The sequence below is a fragment of the Actinoplanes sp. NPDC049265 genome (assembly GCF_043197135.1).
In the GTDB taxonomy this organism is placed as follows: domain Bacteria; phylum Actinomycetota; class Actinomycetes; order Mycobacteriales; family Micromonosporaceae; genus Actinoplanes.
This window is the reverse complement of record NZ_JBICSP010000023.1, coordinates 113,287-128,504: the sequence shown is the minus strand read 5'-3', so window position 1 is coordinate 128,504 and position 15,218 is coordinate 113,287. Positions and strand designations below refer to the sequence as shown.

At 67.4% G+C, this 15,218-nt stretch carries 14 protein-coding genes; 5 read left to right on the top strand and 9 right to left on the bottom strand.

Annotated features, from left to right (window positions below; all coding sequences use genetic code 11):
* Window positions 1–161 precede the first annotated feature (161 nt).
* The 4 genes from ACGFIO_RS37780 to ACGFIO_RS37765 all read right to left on the bottom strand — a co-directional run bounded on the left by ACGFIO_RS37780 (window position 162) and on the right by ACGFIO_RS37765 (window position 4,856).
* Window positions 162–1,430 (bottom strand): ROK family protein, encoded by a 1,269-nt coding sequence (locus tag ACGFIO_RS37780; RefSeq protein ID WP_392834395.1) that lies wholly within the window; start codon window positions 1,428–1,430, stop codon window positions 162–164.
* A 204-nt stretch (window positions 1,431–1,634) separates the two neighbouring features.
* The gene (locus ACGFIO_RS37775; RefSeq protein WP_392834392.1) at window positions 1,635–2,660 is read right to left on the bottom strand and encodes a zinc-binding dehydrogenase; all 1,026 of its coding nucleotides are present in this window, start codon (window positions 2,658–2,660) and stop codon (window positions 1,635–1,637) included.
* A gap of 298 nt (window positions 2,661–2,958) precedes the next feature.
* On the bottom strand, window positions 2,959–4,257 hold the full coding sequence (locus ACGFIO_RS37770) for a carotenoid oxygenase family protein (RefSeq protein ID WP_392834390.1): 1,299 nt from the start codon (window positions 4,255–4,257) through the stop codon (window positions 2,959–2,961).
* Window positions 4,254–4,856 carry a hypothetical protein gene (locus tag ACGFIO_RS37765; protein WP_392834389.1) on the bottom strand — a complete coding sequence of 201 codons (603 nt, stop codon included), beginning with the start codon at window positions 4,854–4,856 and terminating at the stop codon, window positions 4,254–4,256. Before ACGFIO_RS37765 ends, ACGFIO_RS37770 begins: the two co-directional genes overlap by 4 nt.
* 57 nt (window positions 4,857–4,913) lie before the next feature.
* Between ACGFIO_RS37765 and ACGFIO_RS37760 the strand changes: the two genes are divergently transcribed.
* Entirely contained in the window at window positions 4,914–5,444 is a 531-nt protein-coding gene (locus ACGFIO_RS37760; protein WP_392834386.1) for a PadR family transcriptional regulator, read from the top strand.
* A 63-nt stretch (window positions 5,445–5,507) separates the two neighbouring features.
* Here the strand turns inward: ACGFIO_RS37760 and ACGFIO_RS37755 are convergent, their stop codons facing one another.
* Complete coding sequence (locus ACGFIO_RS37755; RefSeq protein ID WP_392834384.1) at window positions 5,508–5,903, bottom strand: hypothetical protein; 396 nt, start codon at window positions 5,901–5,903, stop codon at window positions 5,508–5,510.
* A 247-nt stretch (window positions 5,904–6,150) separates the two neighbouring features.
* A complete protein-coding gene (locus ACGFIO_RS37750) occupies window positions 6,151–7,740 on the bottom strand; it encodes a flavin-containing monooxygenase (protein ID WP_392834382.1) in 1,590 nt (529 codons plus the stop codon).
* Between the two features lie 395 nt (window positions 7,741–8,135).
* Here ACGFIO_RS37750 and ACGFIO_RS37745 point away from each other — a divergent pair, with 395 nt between their 5' ends.
* The gene (locus ACGFIO_RS37745; protein WP_392834379.1) at window positions 8,136–8,768 is read left to right on the top strand and encodes a TetR/AcrR family transcriptional regulator; all 633 of its coding nucleotides are present in this window, start codon (window positions 8,136–8,138) and stop codon (window positions 8,766–8,768) included.
* A 118-nt stretch (window positions 8,769–8,886) separates the two neighbouring features.
* Here the strand turns inward: ACGFIO_RS37745 and ACGFIO_RS37740 are convergent, their stop codons facing one another.
* Both ACGFIO_RS37740 and ACGFIO_RS37735 read right to left on the bottom strand, forming a co-directional pair.
* The gene (locus ACGFIO_RS37740) at window positions 8,887–9,663 is read right to left on the bottom strand and encodes an alpha/beta fold hydrolase (protein WP_392834377.1); all 777 of its coding nucleotides are present in this window, start codon (window positions 9,661–9,663) and stop codon (window positions 8,887–8,889) included.
* A gap of 29 nt (window positions 9,664–9,692) precedes the next feature.
* Window positions 9,693–10,904 (bottom strand): FAD-dependent monooxygenase, encoded by a 1,212-nt coding sequence (locus tag ACGFIO_RS37735; RefSeq protein WP_392834374.1) that lies wholly within the window; start codon window positions 10,902–10,904, stop codon window positions 9,693–9,695.
* Window positions 10,905–11,323: 419 nt separating this feature from the next.
* Here ACGFIO_RS37735 and ACGFIO_RS37730 point away from each other — a divergent pair, with 419 nt between their 5' ends.
* Window positions 11,324–12,181 (top strand): hypothetical protein, encoded by an 858-nt coding sequence (locus tag ACGFIO_RS37730; RefSeq protein ID WP_392834371.1) that lies wholly within the window; start codon window positions 11,324–11,326, stop codon window positions 12,179–12,181.
* 181 nt (window positions 12,182–12,362) lie between these two features.
* On the opposite strand, the gene ACGFIO_RS37725 is transcribed toward ACGFIO_RS37730, so the two are convergent.
* The gene (locus tag ACGFIO_RS37725; protein ID WP_392834370.1) at window positions 12,363–13,049 is read right to left on the bottom strand and encodes a response regulator transcription factor; all 687 of its coding nucleotides are present in this window, start codon (window positions 13,047–13,049) and stop codon (window positions 12,363–12,365) included.
* A gap of 99 nt (window positions 13,050–13,148) precedes the next feature.
* Here ACGFIO_RS37725 and ACGFIO_RS37720 point away from each other — a divergent pair, with 99 nt between their 5' ends.
* A complete protein-coding gene (locus ACGFIO_RS37720) occupies window positions 13,149–14,555 on the top strand; it encodes a sensor histidine kinase (protein WP_392834368.1) in 1,407 nt (468 codons plus the stop codon).
* Window positions 14,556–14,564: 9 nt separating this feature from the next.
* On the top strand, window positions 14,565–15,185 hold the full coding sequence (locus ACGFIO_RS37715; protein ID WP_392834366.1) for a DedA family protein: 621 nt from the start codon (window positions 14,565–14,567) through the stop codon (window positions 15,183–15,185).
* Window positions 15,186–15,218 lie beyond the last annotated feature (33 nt).

Genomic DNA, 15,218 nt, shown 5'->3' with positions numbered 1-15,218 from the left:
GGTGAATCAGCAACCCAACCTTTGTTGTTTTCCAGCAAAAGTAACCTGCGTCGGCGACCCTTGCAAGAGAGGTTGGCGACGGCAGGCGGGACGGGCGAGGGGCCCGAACCTGTCCAGGACGCGCGGGAGGTCCGCCCGCCACGGCGGGTCGGGGGCCCGGGCTAGCCCAACTGATCGACCGACTCCGCCAGGTCGGCGAGCGGCCCCGGGTGCGCGCTCCGGCCGTCCTGTCGATACCACTTCAAAAAGGTAGGCGAACGCAGCGCCTGCTCGACGACCAGTTGCGCAGCGCCCATGATGCCGGCGTCCGGACCCAGCGACGAGAGTTCGATCGAAAGGTGCTCAGCCGCGAGCCGCGTGCTCCGCCGGTAGACGATCTCTCGCACTCGCGACAGCACCCTCCCGTCCCCCTCCACCAGCGAACCACCCAGGACGACGACTGCCGGGTTCAGCACGTTGACGAGCATCGCGATGGTTCCGCCGAGCGCGACAGCGGCTTCGTCGACGATCGCCACGGCTACTTGGTCGCCGGACGCCGCGTTCTGAATGACGTCCCGATACGTCCAGGTCTGGTCCGTCGACGGATCACGGCCGACTGCCGGCTGCCGGGCGCGGAGGGCCGCCTGCTCGATGGCGAGGGATCCGATTACGGCGGACAGGCAGCCCGTCGAGCCGCATACACACACCCGGTCGGGGTCGTCCGAGACATGGATATGGCCGATGTCCCCAGCGCCGCCCGTCTCGCCTCGGTGGACCTGCCCGTGGGAGACGATCCCGGCTCCGACCCCACCGGCCGTGTAGATGAAGACGAGGTTCTCGACGGACCGACCCGCACCGGCCCGCAGCTCGCCGAGGGCCATGAGGTTCGCATCGTTGTCGACCCAGCAAGGTGCGTTGAAGGCTCGACTCAGTTGTTGACGCACGTTGTAGCCGTGCCAGCCCGGAAGCGAGAGCGGTGCGATTGGCCGGCCCGTCGTGAACTCGATCGTTCCTGCGATCCCCACGCCCACGCCCCACACCGGAGCCGGTGCCGCGATCGCGGAGAAGAGCGTTCGCAGGTCTCGCTCGACAGCGGAGAGAACCGCTGCGGGCTCTGCGCCGAGCAGGAACTCACCGTCCGCCGCTGAGATGACGGCACCCGAGAGATCGGTGACGGCTACCCGATAGGACTCGATCCCGATACGTGCGGCAAGCGCAACGCCACCACTGTCGTTGAAGCGGTACTCACGCGCTGCTCGACCGCCGGTCGACGCTGCGAACTCTCCCTCCACCAGCAGCCCGGCCGCGAGCAGCGCCTCGAGGCGCTGCGTGACCGGGGCACGGCCGAGGCCGAGCACGGTCGAGAGCTCGCGCCGGGTCGAGACGCCGGCTCGAACGGCGGCAATGATGCGGGCCGTGTCCGCCTGTCCCGCGGACACCTGTTCCGCCATGATGCCTCCTTCTTCGACCGAACCCCTACGACCGGGTAGATACGTCTAGCATAGATAATACTTTTGTTGACCATCAACATAAGATTCGGAACTCTGCTTGCACGGCGCGCATCCACCGGCGACTCCTTCGATGCCAACGAGGCCTGAAAGGAACCGCGCCGGCCGGCCGCCCATGTCCGTCCTGGACTTCACCTGGTTTTCGGACTAGAAGGCGATCAGGGCCTTGAGGACGCTCCGGTCGTTCATGGCTCGGTACGCCGCGGGGACCTCGTCCAGGGCGACGGTGCTGTCGAACACCTGGCCTGGGTCCACCGAGCCATCCAGGACCAGGGGCAGCAGCTCATCGACGTATGCCCGGACGGGCGCGAGGCCGCCGGTGAGGGTGATGTTGCGGCCAAACAGGCTGGCGAAGCCGACCGATGCCTCGTCGTACTGCGGCACACCGACGCGGCTGATGACGCCGCCGGCACGGACCACACCGACGGCCTGATCGTAGGCGGGTCGGTGGCCGACGGCTTCGAGGACCTTGTGCGCGCCGCCGCGGGTGAGTTCGCGAACGGCGGCGACACCCTTCTCGCCTCGCTCGGGTACCACGTCGGTGGCCCCGTATTTGAGCCCGAGGTCGGTGCGGGCCCGGTGGCGGCCCATCAAGATGATGCGCTCGGCGCCCAGTTGCCTGGCCGAGAGGACAGCCAGCAGCCCCACCGCTCCGTCTCCGATGACGGCGACGGTGTCGCCGGCGGAGACGTTCGCCATCTTCGCGGCGTGATAACCGGTCCCGTACACGTCCGCCAGGGTCAGCAACGACGCCAGCAGCGCGGCGTCCGCGTCAGCGGGCAACGGATAGAGGGTGCCGTCGGCGAGTGGGACCCGGACCAGCTCGGCCTGCGCGGCGCTGAACAACCCCGACTCGGGGTGCGAGCAGGAGGTCTGCACGCCGGCGCAGCAGAATTCGCAGGAGTTGTCCTGAGACGAGAACGAGGCGAGCACCAGGTCGCCGGTCTCGACGGTCGCGACTCGGGAGCCGGTCTGCTCGATCACGCCGAGGAACTCGTGACCCATCTGCCGGCCCACTGGCGAGGCGGGCATCGAGTGGTACGGGTGCAGGTCGCTGCCACAGACACAAGCACGCACGACACGCACGATCGCGTCGGTCGGCCTCTCCAGGGTGGGGTCGGCGACGGCCTCGACGCGGACGTCACCTGCGGCGTACATCAGGGCGGCACGCATGATCGCTAGCTCCTCTTGCGAATGGTGGCCGGCATAAGTGGGCTGTTCGGGCCGGCACCTCCACCGCGCGCTGCCCACACCCATCGCAGCGCGCGCGGCGATGGGTGTGGCCGGCATCGCTGGAGAAGCCGGCCCACAACCGGCGGCCCGAACCTCACCATGCGCGCCGCGAGAGCGGTGCGGTGACCGAAGCGGTCACCCAGGGCGCCGGCGGTCAACAGCAACGAGGCGAAGGCCGGCGGGTAACGCGCCGGTCGCCCACCGCAGCTGAGCTGGACACGAGTGGTGGCGCCGCGGATCAGCCTTCGGGCAGCCAGTTGCCGTGGAATCCAATCGGAACGCGTTGCGGCAGGTGGACCGTGGCCACCGGAGCCGCCGCAACGTTCGCGGCATCGAACACGACCAGGTCACTGCGGTCGGTCGTCCGGTCATAGACGTATGTCAGTAGCCACCCTCCACCGTCCTGCGCGGGTACGAAGACCGCTTCGCCGGGGATCTGGGCCGGTGTGAAACGGTGTTCGGCCGACGCGCCGGTGTGCAGGTCATGACGGCGCAGCACGCTCGGGCCGCCGTCCACCACGAGATGGGTGACGTGCCCGAAACGGACGTCGGTGCCGGTCAGCCGGTCGTCGATCCGCGGGAAGTCCGCGGGTCGGTCGTCGAGGCATTCCTCCGTGACGGTGCCGGTCGCGGGATCGAGGGTCCACCGCCACAGTTGCCCCGGTGCCCGGTCGCTGCCGTTGCGCCACATGTAGTCGTGGCGAATGACGTGCACGGCAATGCGGCCGTCGGCGGTGTCGTGGGCGTTGAGGGTGTGGAAGGCGTAGCACGGGTTGATTTCAATCCAGCGGACCCCGGCCGTGGGGTCATTGCGGCGGAGTACGCCGAGACGGGCGCCGTAGCTTTCGTCCCAGTGGTAGGGCATGCCGTTGCCGACCGTGGCGGGGTCGAAGACCACTGGAAGGTCGTAGAACACGGCGTGGCTGGCGGTGAGGGCGAAGTCGTGCATCATCGTCAGGCCCGGCACATCGATGGGCTGTTTGACGACCAGTTTCCCGGCGGCGTCGGCGCGGTAGTAGCTGACGTGCGGTGCGGTCAGGCTGCCGTAGCCGAAGAAGTGGAGCTCCCCGGTCGTGGGGCAGATTTTCGGGTGGGCGGTCATCGAGTCGGCCAGTTCACCGTCGAAGTCGTACGCACCGATCGTGTCCAGGTCGTTTGTCAGCTCGTAGGGCAGGGAGGACTCGACCAGCGCCAGGGTGCGGCCGGCGTGGTTGATGATGTGAGTGTTGGCGCTGCCGTTGCGTAGGTTGCGGGTGCCGTCCGGGTTGTAGATGGGGCTGTTCGGCTGGTCGAAGCTGTCGGTGTGCACCCATCGGTTGCGGTACCACGCGGCGCGGCCGTGTTCGAGCCGGACGCCGTGCACCATGCCGTCACCGAAGAACCAGTGTTTGGAGTCGCTGCGCGGGTTGGGGCCGTTGCGCAGGTACCAGCCGGTCAGTTCCGGTGGGAGGGCTCCCGTTACGGGCAGGTCGTACGCGGTCAGTTCGTCGTGCACGGGCGCGAACGGCCCTGCGAGGTGAAAGTCGGTAGTGGTCATGGGTTCACGACTCCTTCGAAACGGGACCGGACGGCCTTGGGGTAGTAGAAGGTGAAGATCACCGGGAGGGTGAAGGCGGCCACTTTGAGGACGATCTGGCCGACGGTCTGTCCGGGAGCGGCGAGCATGAGCAACGCCCCGGCCGCCGCGGCGACGGTGAAGCTTGCTGCCCAAACCAGAGTGATGGCGACGTTGGCGCGGATGAAGACCGGGTGGTCCCACACCTCGGGCCGGGTTCGCGCACGAGCGATGGCGATGGTGAATGGCTTGCCGATCACCAACGACCCCCATGCGGCCGCGGCCAGCCAGCCCATCGAGATGAAGCCGGTGTACGCCTCGACGGGGGAACGGGGGAACGCGAACGCGACGGCGGTCTGCGCGGCCAAGTAGGTCCAGGCGCTCAGCTCGAGCACCATCAGGTCCCAACCGCGTCCTCTGCGGCGTTCGAAGAACACCACCAGGCAGGCGACGAGGAAACCGGTCAGCCCCGAGACGCGCCAGTCGAACTGCACACCCACCAGGGCGGAGACGATGAACGGGCTGAACCCTTTCAGATAGTTCATGTAACCGACCGCCTCACTATACTCCAATACTGACATGTCGAGAGTAGAAGGTCCTTCTTTGACATGTCAATGGCGGAGTGTAGAGTCGGGGGTGTGAGTCTCAGACACGCTCTGCTCGGGATGCTGCAGGAGCGCCCCAGCAGCGGTTATGACCTGCTCAAACGTTTTGACATGGCGATGGCCCATGTGTGGACGGGCACGCAGAGTCAGCTATATGGCGAGCTGGCGAAACTTCAAGAGGCGGGGCTCATCCGCGTACATGCTGAGGGTCCGCGAGGGCGCACCGTGTACGAGGTGACCGACGACGGCCGCGCGGAGCTGCGCCACTGGCTGGTGGACCTGAAGCCGGGCCGGGCGCCTCGCAACGACGTGTTGCTGCGGGTCTATTTTCTTGGTTCGGTTGCTCCGGAGCAGGCACGTGAGTACCTCGCGTACATGGGCGCGATCAGCTCCCAGCAGCTGAACGATCTCACCGACCTGGAGGCCTCCATCGACTGGACCGCCGACGATGCTTCGCCCTACGGTCACCTCGTTCTGGAATGGGGTAAGCGTTTCGCCGCGATGCAACGCGAGTGGGTCGACTGGGCGACCGATCAGGTCAGCGGACCGGAAACGCTTCCGTAGGCGCCGAGGTGCGGCCGCAGCGGTTCCATACGGAGGGGGCCGGTCTGCGGTGAGTCCATACGACTACTTCAAGCCGCCATGGTGCTGAAGTACCGGGTCGACACCGTGACCGACGTACGCCACGATCCGGCCGTCGGCGGAAACCTCGGCGAACTCCGCCCGTTGGTGAACGACTACCGTGTCGCGGTTCCGGTCGCGTACGGTCCAGCGCAACTCATGAAAGAAGAACCAGTCGTCGGCGTGGCTTTGGGTCACGTCGATCGACAGCACGTCGTAACGCTCGAAAAATGCCATGAAGTGCGCTTGCATCTCGGCGGCGGTGTGCAACTCGACCACGGTGCCCGAATCCGCGACGTAATCACGGACCGCGGTCTGCATCTCCGGATGGGCCAGCTTGACGATGTCATCGTAAGTGTTCAGGACCTTGATGTTCGGAACCGTCCTGCCCGGCTCAAGCACCGGGGTGGCCGTGTACGCCTACGGCCCGGTGGGACTCAAGGTTGCGAGAATCTCGTCGACGACGTCGACCAACTCGGACTGAATGTGGCGCGTTGCGGCGGCGGCCGCACGTATCTGCAAGTCGGACGTACCGAGCAGTTCCTTTGCGCTTACTCGATTCTGCACAGGCTTCCCCAGGTCATTTTCTGCCGGCCGACCGGACACACCGGCGCGTGATCGCATGCCGCAGGAGTCGAACCTGATGAGGTCATGCGATGGTGAAGCCTTCGTACCCGTTCGCAGCGACCTCGTCACACTTCTCGCGGTACAGCCCGACACCGCCGGCGTAAGGAAGGAACACGCGGGGTTTGCCGGGCACGTTGGCGCCCAGGTAATAGGAGTCGGCGGCGGGATAGAGCGTCATGCGGCTGACGTCGGCGACGTGCTGTGTCCATGCGCCCTCGGCCTCGATGGTGGCTTCGAAGGTCGCCGCGCCACGCTCGCGCAGCGCCGCGATGACGTCGGCAACCCATTCGATGTGTTGCTCGATGGAAACGGCCATGTTGGACAGCACCGACGGGCTGCCTGGTCCGGTGACCGTGAACAGGTTCGGGAAGCCGGCGACGGCGATACCAAGATACGTACGCGGGCCTTCGGCCCACTTCTCGGTCAGGGCCAAGCCACCTCGGCCGCGGATGTCGATGCGTGACAACGCACCGGTTATCGCGTCGAACCCGGTGGCGAACACGATCGCGTCGAGCGAATGCTCCTGCTCCGACGTGCGGATTCCGGACGGCGTGATCTCGGTGATCGGTGTCTTGCGCAGGTCTACCAGGTTGACGTGCGGCAGGTTGTAGGTTTCGTAGTAATCGGTGCCCACGCACGGGCGTTTGGTGCCGAAGGGGTGGTCGACAGGTTGCAGCGTCGCGGCGACCTGCGGGTCATCGACGATTTCGGCGATTCGGTCCCGGACGTATCGAGCGACCGTGTCGTTGGCTTCCCTGCTCGTGATCATGTCGGTGTAGCCGACGAGCAGGCCGGCCGGATGATTGTCGGGACCGTACCAATGCTGGTCAAAGTAGGCCGTGCGTTCCTCGTCGCTGACTTGCAACGCCGATTTCGTCGCAAGGGGAAAGGCGGTTCCGAATGCGGACTCACGGTTGGCTTGGCGGAACTGTGCGTAGTTGGACTTGACCGACCGCTGGTGTTCCGGATCGATCGGGTGGTTGTTGGCCGGGATCACGAAGTTCGGTGTGCGCTGGAAGACGGTCAGCTCGGCGGCTTGCCGCGCGATCAGGGGTATCACGTGGACTCCGGACGAGCCGGTGCCGACCACGCCGACGCGCTCGCCGGTGAAGTCCACGGCTTCTTCGGGCCAGTGGCCGGTGTGGTACCAGCGGCCGGTGAAGCGTTCCAAGCCAGGTACCTCGGGAAGCTTCGCCGCCGATAGGCAGCCGGTGGCCATGATGACGTACTGCGCGGTCACCTCGTCGCCGCGGTCGGTACGCACCAGCCAGCGCTGCGCGGGTTCGGCGTAGACGGCCTCGATGACCCGCGTTTTCAGCTGAATGTCGCGACGCAGGTCGAAACGGTCGGCGACGTGGTCGAAGTAGCGTCGCAGCTGTTCCTGTGGCGGGTACTTCTCGGTCCACTCCCAGTCCTGCTCCAGGTCCGGGTCGAAGGAGAAGTTGTACTCCATGCTTTTCACGTCAACCCGGGCACCGGGATAGCGGTTCCAGTACCAGGTGCCGCCAACATCGCCGCCTGCCTCGAACACCTGGACGGTCAGGCCTGCGCCGCGCAACCTGTGCAAAGCGTAGAGGCCAGACATTCCAGCGCCGACGACAACGACGTCCACTGTCCTGATCATCCGACAAACCTCTCCACGAACCGTCGCATCGCAGCCGACGGCAACGCCGTCAACGATGGTTGACTAACGAGCCGATCCGAGTGTTGGGACAGTGTAGGTCTATACGGAGGTCCTACCTCCGGTTCGCGGAACCAAGAGTGCCTTGTCAAGGAGTACTTGGGCACAATACGGAGGTTGAACCTCCGCATCGGCGAGCTTGTTGCCCTTTAAGAACCATCCTGTCATGAAGTGCACTATGCGGTGTACTTTGGATGGCGCGACGAAGCTGGGAAGCAGCAGGCCAGCGGGCCGCCGAAGCTTGGTGCCCTGCCCGGCCGTTAACCTGATGGCGTGGGCGTGTCGATAGTCGGCGAAGGCTATTTCAGCGGAGGCGGGGATGCGCCATGGCGGCTGTGACGGGCCGGCTCCGCGCTGACGCAGAGCGCAACCGCGCCCAGATCGTGGCGGCGGCGCGCGTCGTCTTCATCGAGGCGGGTTCGGCGGCGCCGCTGGAAGAGATCGCCCGGCGCGCCGGCGTTGGCATCGGCACCTTGTACCGCCGCTTCCCGGACCGTTCATCGCTGATCCGGGCCGTGGCGATGGAGAATGTCTCAGCGCTGGAGGCCGAGGCGCGAGCCGCCTTGACCGCGGAGGGCACCGCGTGGGAGTCCCTCGCCCGGTTGATGCGACGCTCGATCGACCTCGGGTTCAGCACCCTGCTGACGATGCTGACTGATGACCTGCAACGGGAGCTGACCGGCGACGCACGATTCCGTGAGTTGCGCGCCGGTTTCATCGTTGCGATGGAGGCACTGGTGACCCGGGCTCAGCAAGAAGGATCGCTGCGTCCCGACGTAGGTACCGGAGATGTCTTCGTCCTGGTGACGCTGTTGCTCCGGAAGGCGCCGGGCGGATCCGCCGACATGAACGACCTGCTGATGCGGCGCTGTGTGGCGTTGATGCTGGACAGCCTGCGGGCGGGCCCGCACGACACGCTCCCGGGCCGCCCGGTTCACGCCGACGACCTTTCCGCCTGACGCCTCTTCCAGTGCCGGATGTCAGCCGGCAGTGCTGGGCGGCGACCAGACAACCTAAGGCCGCCGCCCTGACCGCCATCGCCCTGCTCCGCTGGACCCAAGCGCTGTCAGCGCTGCCTCAGCTGGGCGCGTCGACAGCGGCCCAGAAGTCGGCGAGGACGCGCGCGGAGCCGGCCGGATCCTCGACCATCCACAAGTGGCCCAGGCCATCGAGGGTGGCTGTCCGTGCCCCGGAACGTTCGCTCGCGCCGCGTCGCTGTACCAGGCTGCCGACGAAAGGATCTTCGGTCGGCATCAGGGCCAGACCCGGGCGACCGGCCGCCGCGGGAAGGTCACGGCCCTTACCGGCGAGGGCGGGCTGGGCGGCGGAACGATAGAGCGCGAGGATTGCGCGTCCCATTTCGTCACCCTGCGCGGCGGCGAGCTTGTCGGCGATCCGCGCGGGGAATCCCCATTGTGCCATCATCGCTGCCCGGTCGGCGACGCTGCCGCCGAAGACCTCCTTGATGTTCTGCTCGCCGTCCCCGGGGGTCTGCCAGGTCTGCGCCGTCGGGTGCCACACGTAGTCGGACGCGAACAGTCCGACGGTGTCGGTCGTCCAGCTGTGCAGGAGATCAGGTCGGCCCATCGCGACGTTCATGGTGTGCACGCCGCCGAAGTCGTGGCCGACCAGGTCGACCGGTGCGTCGAACCGCGACAGCTCGGCTATCAGCCAATCCTGGTATCCGTCGAGGGTCGCACCGAACCCGCCGGGCATGGGTGCGCCGAACCCGGGCGGGGACAGCCGGACCACGTCGCGCAGGCCGAGCGCCGCGAGTTCGTCGATGAGTGGTGTCCAGACGTCCGAAGTCTCGGGAACGCCGTGGACAAGGACCTTTGCACGTTCAGGATGCATGGTTCTCCGCCGTTCTGATCGATGGGTGGTCATGCCGCGGCGATGTCGATGAACTTGCCCCTGCCCTGCCTGGCGATGAAGGCTTTCATCGCCCGCGTCGTGACCGGGCTGCCGGCCAGGGTCTGGGTGATCGTCCGGGTCAGCTTGTCGCGGGGTGTCTGCGGTACGAACGTGGGCAAGCCCTCCCGGCGGCCGCTCTGCTGATGAATGTGGACGAACGGCCGCAGTTTCTGTTCCCACTCGCGCAGGCCGCGGGTGAGAGCGCCGGGATTGCGCTGCAGGCTGGTGCCCAGCAGGTCGGCGCCGGCCAGGGCGGTGGAGGCGCCCATGCCGGAGTAGAGGGTCAGGCACCATGCGGCGTCGCCGAGCAGGACGACGCGTCCGGTGTGCCAGCTTGGCATCGTCACCTGGTGGGTGGAGTCGAACAGGTACTCGTCGGCCTCCTCGTACTGCTGCAGGAGGTTCTCCAGGACGGCGCCGGCGGGTTCAGGGCCGAAGGCTCGGCGCAGGGACTCGATCGGCGGACGGCCGAACTCGGTGTCTTCGTGTGTCGTGCGGTAGTTGAACAGCACCGTCGGCTGGTGGTTGGCGAACGCGAAGACCCAGGCTGACCGGCCGGGCTCGGCCAGCACGATGCTGTCGTTGCGGCGGAAGCCCGGCACGGCGCTGTTCAGGATGGCCGCTCCGATGATGTGGTGGAAGGGCTGCACGTAGTCACTGTCGGGCCCGAAGTGCAGGCGGCGCACTGTGGAGCGAAGTCCGTCGGCGCCGACGACGAGGTCGAACTGTTCCGTGGCATCGGTGTGGACGTCTCCCGCGGTGGTACGCAGGGTGACGTCCACACCGTCCGGATGTTCATCGATGGCCACCGGGCCGGTGGAGTACCGGATCTCGGTCAGTGGCTCGACGGCTTCGTAGAGTGCTGTCTCCACGTCGCCCCGAAGCATCAGGGAGGGTTGGGCGGGTATGTCGCCGTAGCCCATTCCCCGTCGGCGACCGCCCGAGCGGTCGATGTCGTAGGTTTCCGTGGTCGGATCGAGCCGGTCACCGATGGCGTCGAGCACGCCCAGCCGCTGCGCCGCCGCGCGGCCGGTGTTGAAGAGCGCGATGAAGTAACCGGCGGAGCGGCGCCCCGCGGCGCGCTCCACGATCACGGTCTCCCAACCGATTTCGTGTAGACGCAGGGCTGTGGCCAGGCCTCCGACGCCCATGCCGACGATGAGGGCACGCTGCGTGGTCATGATTCCTCCCTAACGGATTGCCCGAGTTTTATGCGACAACTCGTCGTAAAGATTACGACGAGTTGTCGGGAAAAACCAACGTGGACGAAAAGGTGACGCTCTTCACCGCGGGCCGGCTACTCCCCGGGGCCGTTGCGCGTGCCGGTCGCACCACTCCGGCTCACCAACCGCTGGGCCGCCGGCCAGGACCGCGCGCACCGCGACGGTCAGCAACCAGCAAGGGGACACCGGATCCGGCCAGCAGGTTGCGGCGCGTCGTCGTGGTGTCTGTTGTGGATGCTGCGGGGTTGGTGGTGCGACTCCGGAAGAGATCGAGCTGGTGCGTCCCCGGGTGCGTCTCGGTCACGCCGACGCTGGTCGGGTGCGGTCTGAACTGTCGGTGGCGGCGCGAACGCCAGCCTCAGCCGGACTATGCCTACGTGCTGAACGCGCGTCGCCCGACCCTGCTCGGCGATGCCCGGCCAGTACGCCTGCCCGACGCGCTGGGACTCGGCGCGGTGTACCGCATCACCCAAGGCCCGGGTCTGGACGCCGCCCGGTCGCCGAACGGCATCATCGGGTCGGCCGATATCGCTGCGAAACCGACCCTGCTCGTCGGTTTCACCACGCCACGGTCGGCCATCCTGGATCCCAGCGAGTGGCTCGCCGCCCGCGTCCTGGTACACGAGGCGTTTCACATTCACCAATCAGGGTGGAAGCCCTATCCCACCCCGCAGCCGAAGCCGATGGAATATCCCCGGGACGCCGAGAACGCGGCACTTGCTCTCCTCGAGGACGCAGTGCTTTCCGTGCCGCCGAGTCGGCCGCTGCCGACTGCGGTCTCGACACTGCGGACGTACCTGGCGATCCGTGCCGCTCGCCGGCTCAGGCTGCCGGAGGCCGACCGCTATGACCGCTTCTACCAGTACTTCGAGGGCACAGCCCGGTTCGTTGAGGACCGGTACGTGCGGATGAGTGGCCATCAGATCGCCGACCGCACTGAGGATCTGACCGACGGGTTCGTGCTGCTGGACTGGCTCGCCAGGCGACGCGGGTACTCCGTCGGCGCCTCGTGCGGCGAACTGCTCGATTCGGTGGTAGGGCCGAAATGGCGCACTCGGATCCCAGAGGGGGAGGCACAGGCCGACATCGCAGCTTCGATCTTGGGCGTGCCGGACGCGGCCTACCGCGAACGGCTGATCGCTGAGGCGAAGGCGACCTTCGACTACCCCAAGCTTCTGGCCATGGTGCAACGAGCCGACCTGCCCAGCGTCGAGGGGCCGCCGACCGGGCGCTGAAGGGGTACAAGCCCTGGCTGAGAACCAGCCCTGTATCCCGGCGCCACGCGGAGCGCTCACGCCGTTGGATCGACTTCGTTCTGGCCAACATCGAGCCGATCCTGTTCGGCATCGTGGTCGTGTCGCTGATCCCGGTGTTCGTCGAGCTTTCCCGCGCGCGGCGGGCCCGGCCGGGACGGATTCAGCCGCCGTCGGTGGCCAGGCGGTAGCCGGCACCGCGGACCGTCTCGATGGCCGTGCGGCCGAACGGATGATCGATCTTCTTGCGCAGATAGCCGATGTAGACCTCGACGATGTTCGGGTCGCCGTCGAAGTGGGCGTCCCACACATTCTCGATCAGCGCCGTCTTGGTCACCGCCTCGCCGCGGTGCCGCAACAGGTACTCGAGCAGCGCGAACTCGCGAGGGGTGACCGCGATCGGGGCGCCGCCACGCTGGACCCGCCGTTCGGCCGGGTCCAGCGTGAGGTCACCGGCGGCGAGCACGGCCGGCCGCTCCGGGGCGCCCCGGCGGATCAGGGCGCGCAGGTGGGCGATCAGCACGACGAACGAGAACGGCTTGATCAGATAGTCGTCGGCGCCGAGGTCGAGCGCGTCGGCCTCGTCGTACTCGCCGTCCTTGGCGGTGAGCATCAGGATCGGCGTCCACACCTGCTTGCCGCGCAGCTGCCGGCAGATCTCGTAGCCGCTGAGCTTGGGCAGCATGATGTCCAGCACCATCACGTCGTAGCGGCCATGGGGGTTCTCCGAGGCCAGCCAGAGGCCGTCGACCCCGTCATGGGCCAGGTCGACGGTGAAGCCCTCCCTGGTCAGCCCATCCCGGACGGTCTCGGCCAGTTCCACCTCGTCCTCGACGACGAGCACGCGCATACGCCACCTCCACCGTTCAGATTGCCGGTCGGCGTCTGTGAAATCCCTGAACCGCCACTTTCAGCGCGTCCTCAGCGCCGCCCCGTTAGCGTGACGGCCATGCGATCCTCAACGGCCCTGGTCGGGCGGCTGCGACGGCGCCTGGGCGTGCGCATGCGCTCGGCCCTGGCCGCTGCCCTGGTCGTCGTGGCCGCCTCGGTGCTCACCGGCGCCGCGCTGCTGGTCACCGCACGCGGCATCCTGCTCGACAACGTCGACACCGCCGCGAGTGACCGCGCCACCCAGGTCGCGGCGGCGCTGCGCAACGGTGACGCGACGGCACTGGACGCGGCGCTGCGTCCCGCCGTGCCGAGCCGGACCGTGGTGCAGGTGCTCGACCCGGCCGGTGCGGTGACCGGCGCGTCCGGCGCCGTCGCCGGGCTGCCGCCTATGTCCGACCGGCGTCCGCTCGACGGCCGGCGGTCGAGGGTGACGGTGCTGCTGCCGGTAGCGCAGGACTCGCCGTACCGAATCGTGGCGGTCGGTGTCGGCGCCCCGGCCGGCCTGGAGACCGTCCTGGTCGGCGAGTCGATGGATGCCGTCGACGACGCGACCGAGGCGATCCTGGCCGCGCTGCTGGTGGGACTTCCGCTGCTGGCGGCCGTCGTGGGGGTGGCCACCTTCGTGTTCGTCGGGCGGACCCTGAGGCCGGTGGACGCGATGCGGCGCCAGGCGGACACCATCACGGCTCGCAACCTGCATGCCCGGCTGCCGGTGCCGGCGGCGGACGACGAGGTCGCCGCGCTCGCGACGACCATGAACACGATGCTCGACCGGATCGAGACCGCGTCGGCGGCGCAGCGCCGGTTCGTCGCGGACGCCAGCCATGAGTTGCGCAGCCCGCTGGCCACCATTTACGCCAACGCGCAGATGCTCGCGTCGGCCGACCTGGCCGAGATCCCGGCCCGCTCGGTCACCCGGATCAGCCGGGAGAGCGGGCGCATGGCCCGTCTCGTCGACGATCTGCTGCTGCTCGCCCGGATCGACGACCAGGCCGTCCCGTCCCGGCGGGACGACGTCGATCTCGACGACCTGGTCTATGCCGAGCGTGAGCGCGTCGCCACCGAGCATCCGGCGCTGCGCGTCACCGGGACCGTGCGGCCGGTCCGGGTCAGCGGTGACCCGGACCAGATCCATCGGGTCTTGCGCAACCTCGTCGACAACGCCGCCCGGCACGCGAAATCCTCCCTCACGATCGAGCTCGCCGCTTGCGACGGGTTCGGCGAGATCGTCGTCGGCAACGACGGCCCGGCCATCCCCGCCGCCGACCGCGTCCGCATCTTCGATCGCTTCGTCCGTCTCGACAGCAGCCGCTCCCGGCAGGGCGGCGGTACCGGGCTGGGCCTGGCCATCGCCCGCGACATCGTCGCCGGCCACGACGGAACCCTGGAGGTGGACGACCTCGACGAGGGTGCGTCGATGCGGATTCGGTTGCCTTTGCCGGACGCACGATCCTACACCTTGTAGGTTTGGAGTATGCCCTCCTTCCTTGATCCTGAATGGCTGATCTCCACCTTCGGCCTGATCGGCATCCTGGCGATCGTCTTCGCCGAGTCCGGCCTGCTCATCGGCTTCTTCCTGCCCGGCGACTCGCTGCTGTTCACCGCGGGCCTGCTGGTCGCCGACGGGACCTACCTGCATCAGCCGTTGTGGCTGATGTGTCTGCTGGTGTCGATCGCCGCGGCGGCCGGTGACCAGGTGGGTTACCTGTTCGGGCGGCGCTTCGGTCCGGCCCTGTTCCGGCGGCCCGACTCGCGGCTGTTCAAGCAGGAGAACCTGACCCGGGCCCGGGAGTTCTTCGCCAAGTACGGCGCTCGATCGATCGTGCTGGCCCGCTTCGTACCCATCGTGCGGACCTTCACCCCGATCGTGGCCGGCGCCAGTCACATGCACTACCGCACGTTCCTGATCTTCAATGTGACCGGTGGTGTGCTGTGGGGCAGTGGCGTCACGACCCTCGGCTACTTCCTCGGCCAGGTTTCCTTCGTGAAGTCGCACATCGAACTGATCCTGATCGCCATCGTCGTCGTTTCTGTCATCCCGATCGGGGTGGAGTTGCTGCGTGGTCGGCGTGGGGTCGCGAACAAATCCGTCTGAAACTACAAGATGTAGGAGTAAGCGGACATCGCG

Coding starts and splice junctions, on each gene's coding strand:
- ACGFIO_RS37775 (WP_392834392.1), bottom strand. CDS start 2,660: ATGCGTGCCGCCCTGATGTACGCCGCAGGTGACGTCCGCGTCGAGGCC.
- ACGFIO_RS37765 (WP_392834389.1), bottom strand. CDS start 4,856: ATGTCAGTATTGGAGTATAGTGAGGCGGTCGGTTACATGAACTATCTG.
- ACGFIO_RS37735 (WP_392834374.1), bottom strand. CDS start 10,904: ATGACCACGCAGCGTGCCCTCATCGTCGGCATGGGCGTCGGAGGCCTG.
- ACGFIO_RS37770 (WP_392834390.1), bottom strand. CDS start 4,257: ATGACCACTACCGACTTTCACCTCGCAGGGCCGTTCGCGCCCGTGCAC.
- ACGFIO_RS37745 (WP_392834379.1), top strand. CDS start 8,136: ATGGCGGCTGTGACGGGCCGGCTCCGCGCTGACGCAGAGCGCAACCGC.
- ACGFIO_RS37715 (WP_392834366.1), top strand. CDS start 14,565: ATGCCCTCCTTCCTTGATCCTGAATGGCTGATCTCCACCTTCGGCCTG.
- ACGFIO_RS37725 (WP_392834370.1), bottom strand. CDS start 13,049: ATGCGCGTGCTCGTCGTCGAGGACGAGGTGGAACTGGCCGAGACCGTC.
- ACGFIO_RS37740 (WP_392834377.1), bottom strand. CDS start 9,663: ATGCATCCTGAACGTGCAAAGGTCCTTGTCCACGGCGTTCCCGAGACT.
- ACGFIO_RS37780 (WP_392834395.1), bottom strand. CDS start 1,430: ATGGCGGAACAGGTGTCCGCGGGACAGGCGGACACGGCCCGCATCATT.
- ACGFIO_RS37720 (WP_392834368.1), top strand. CDS start 13,149: ATGCGATCCTCAACGGCCCTGGTCGGGCGGCTGCGACGGCGCCTGGGC.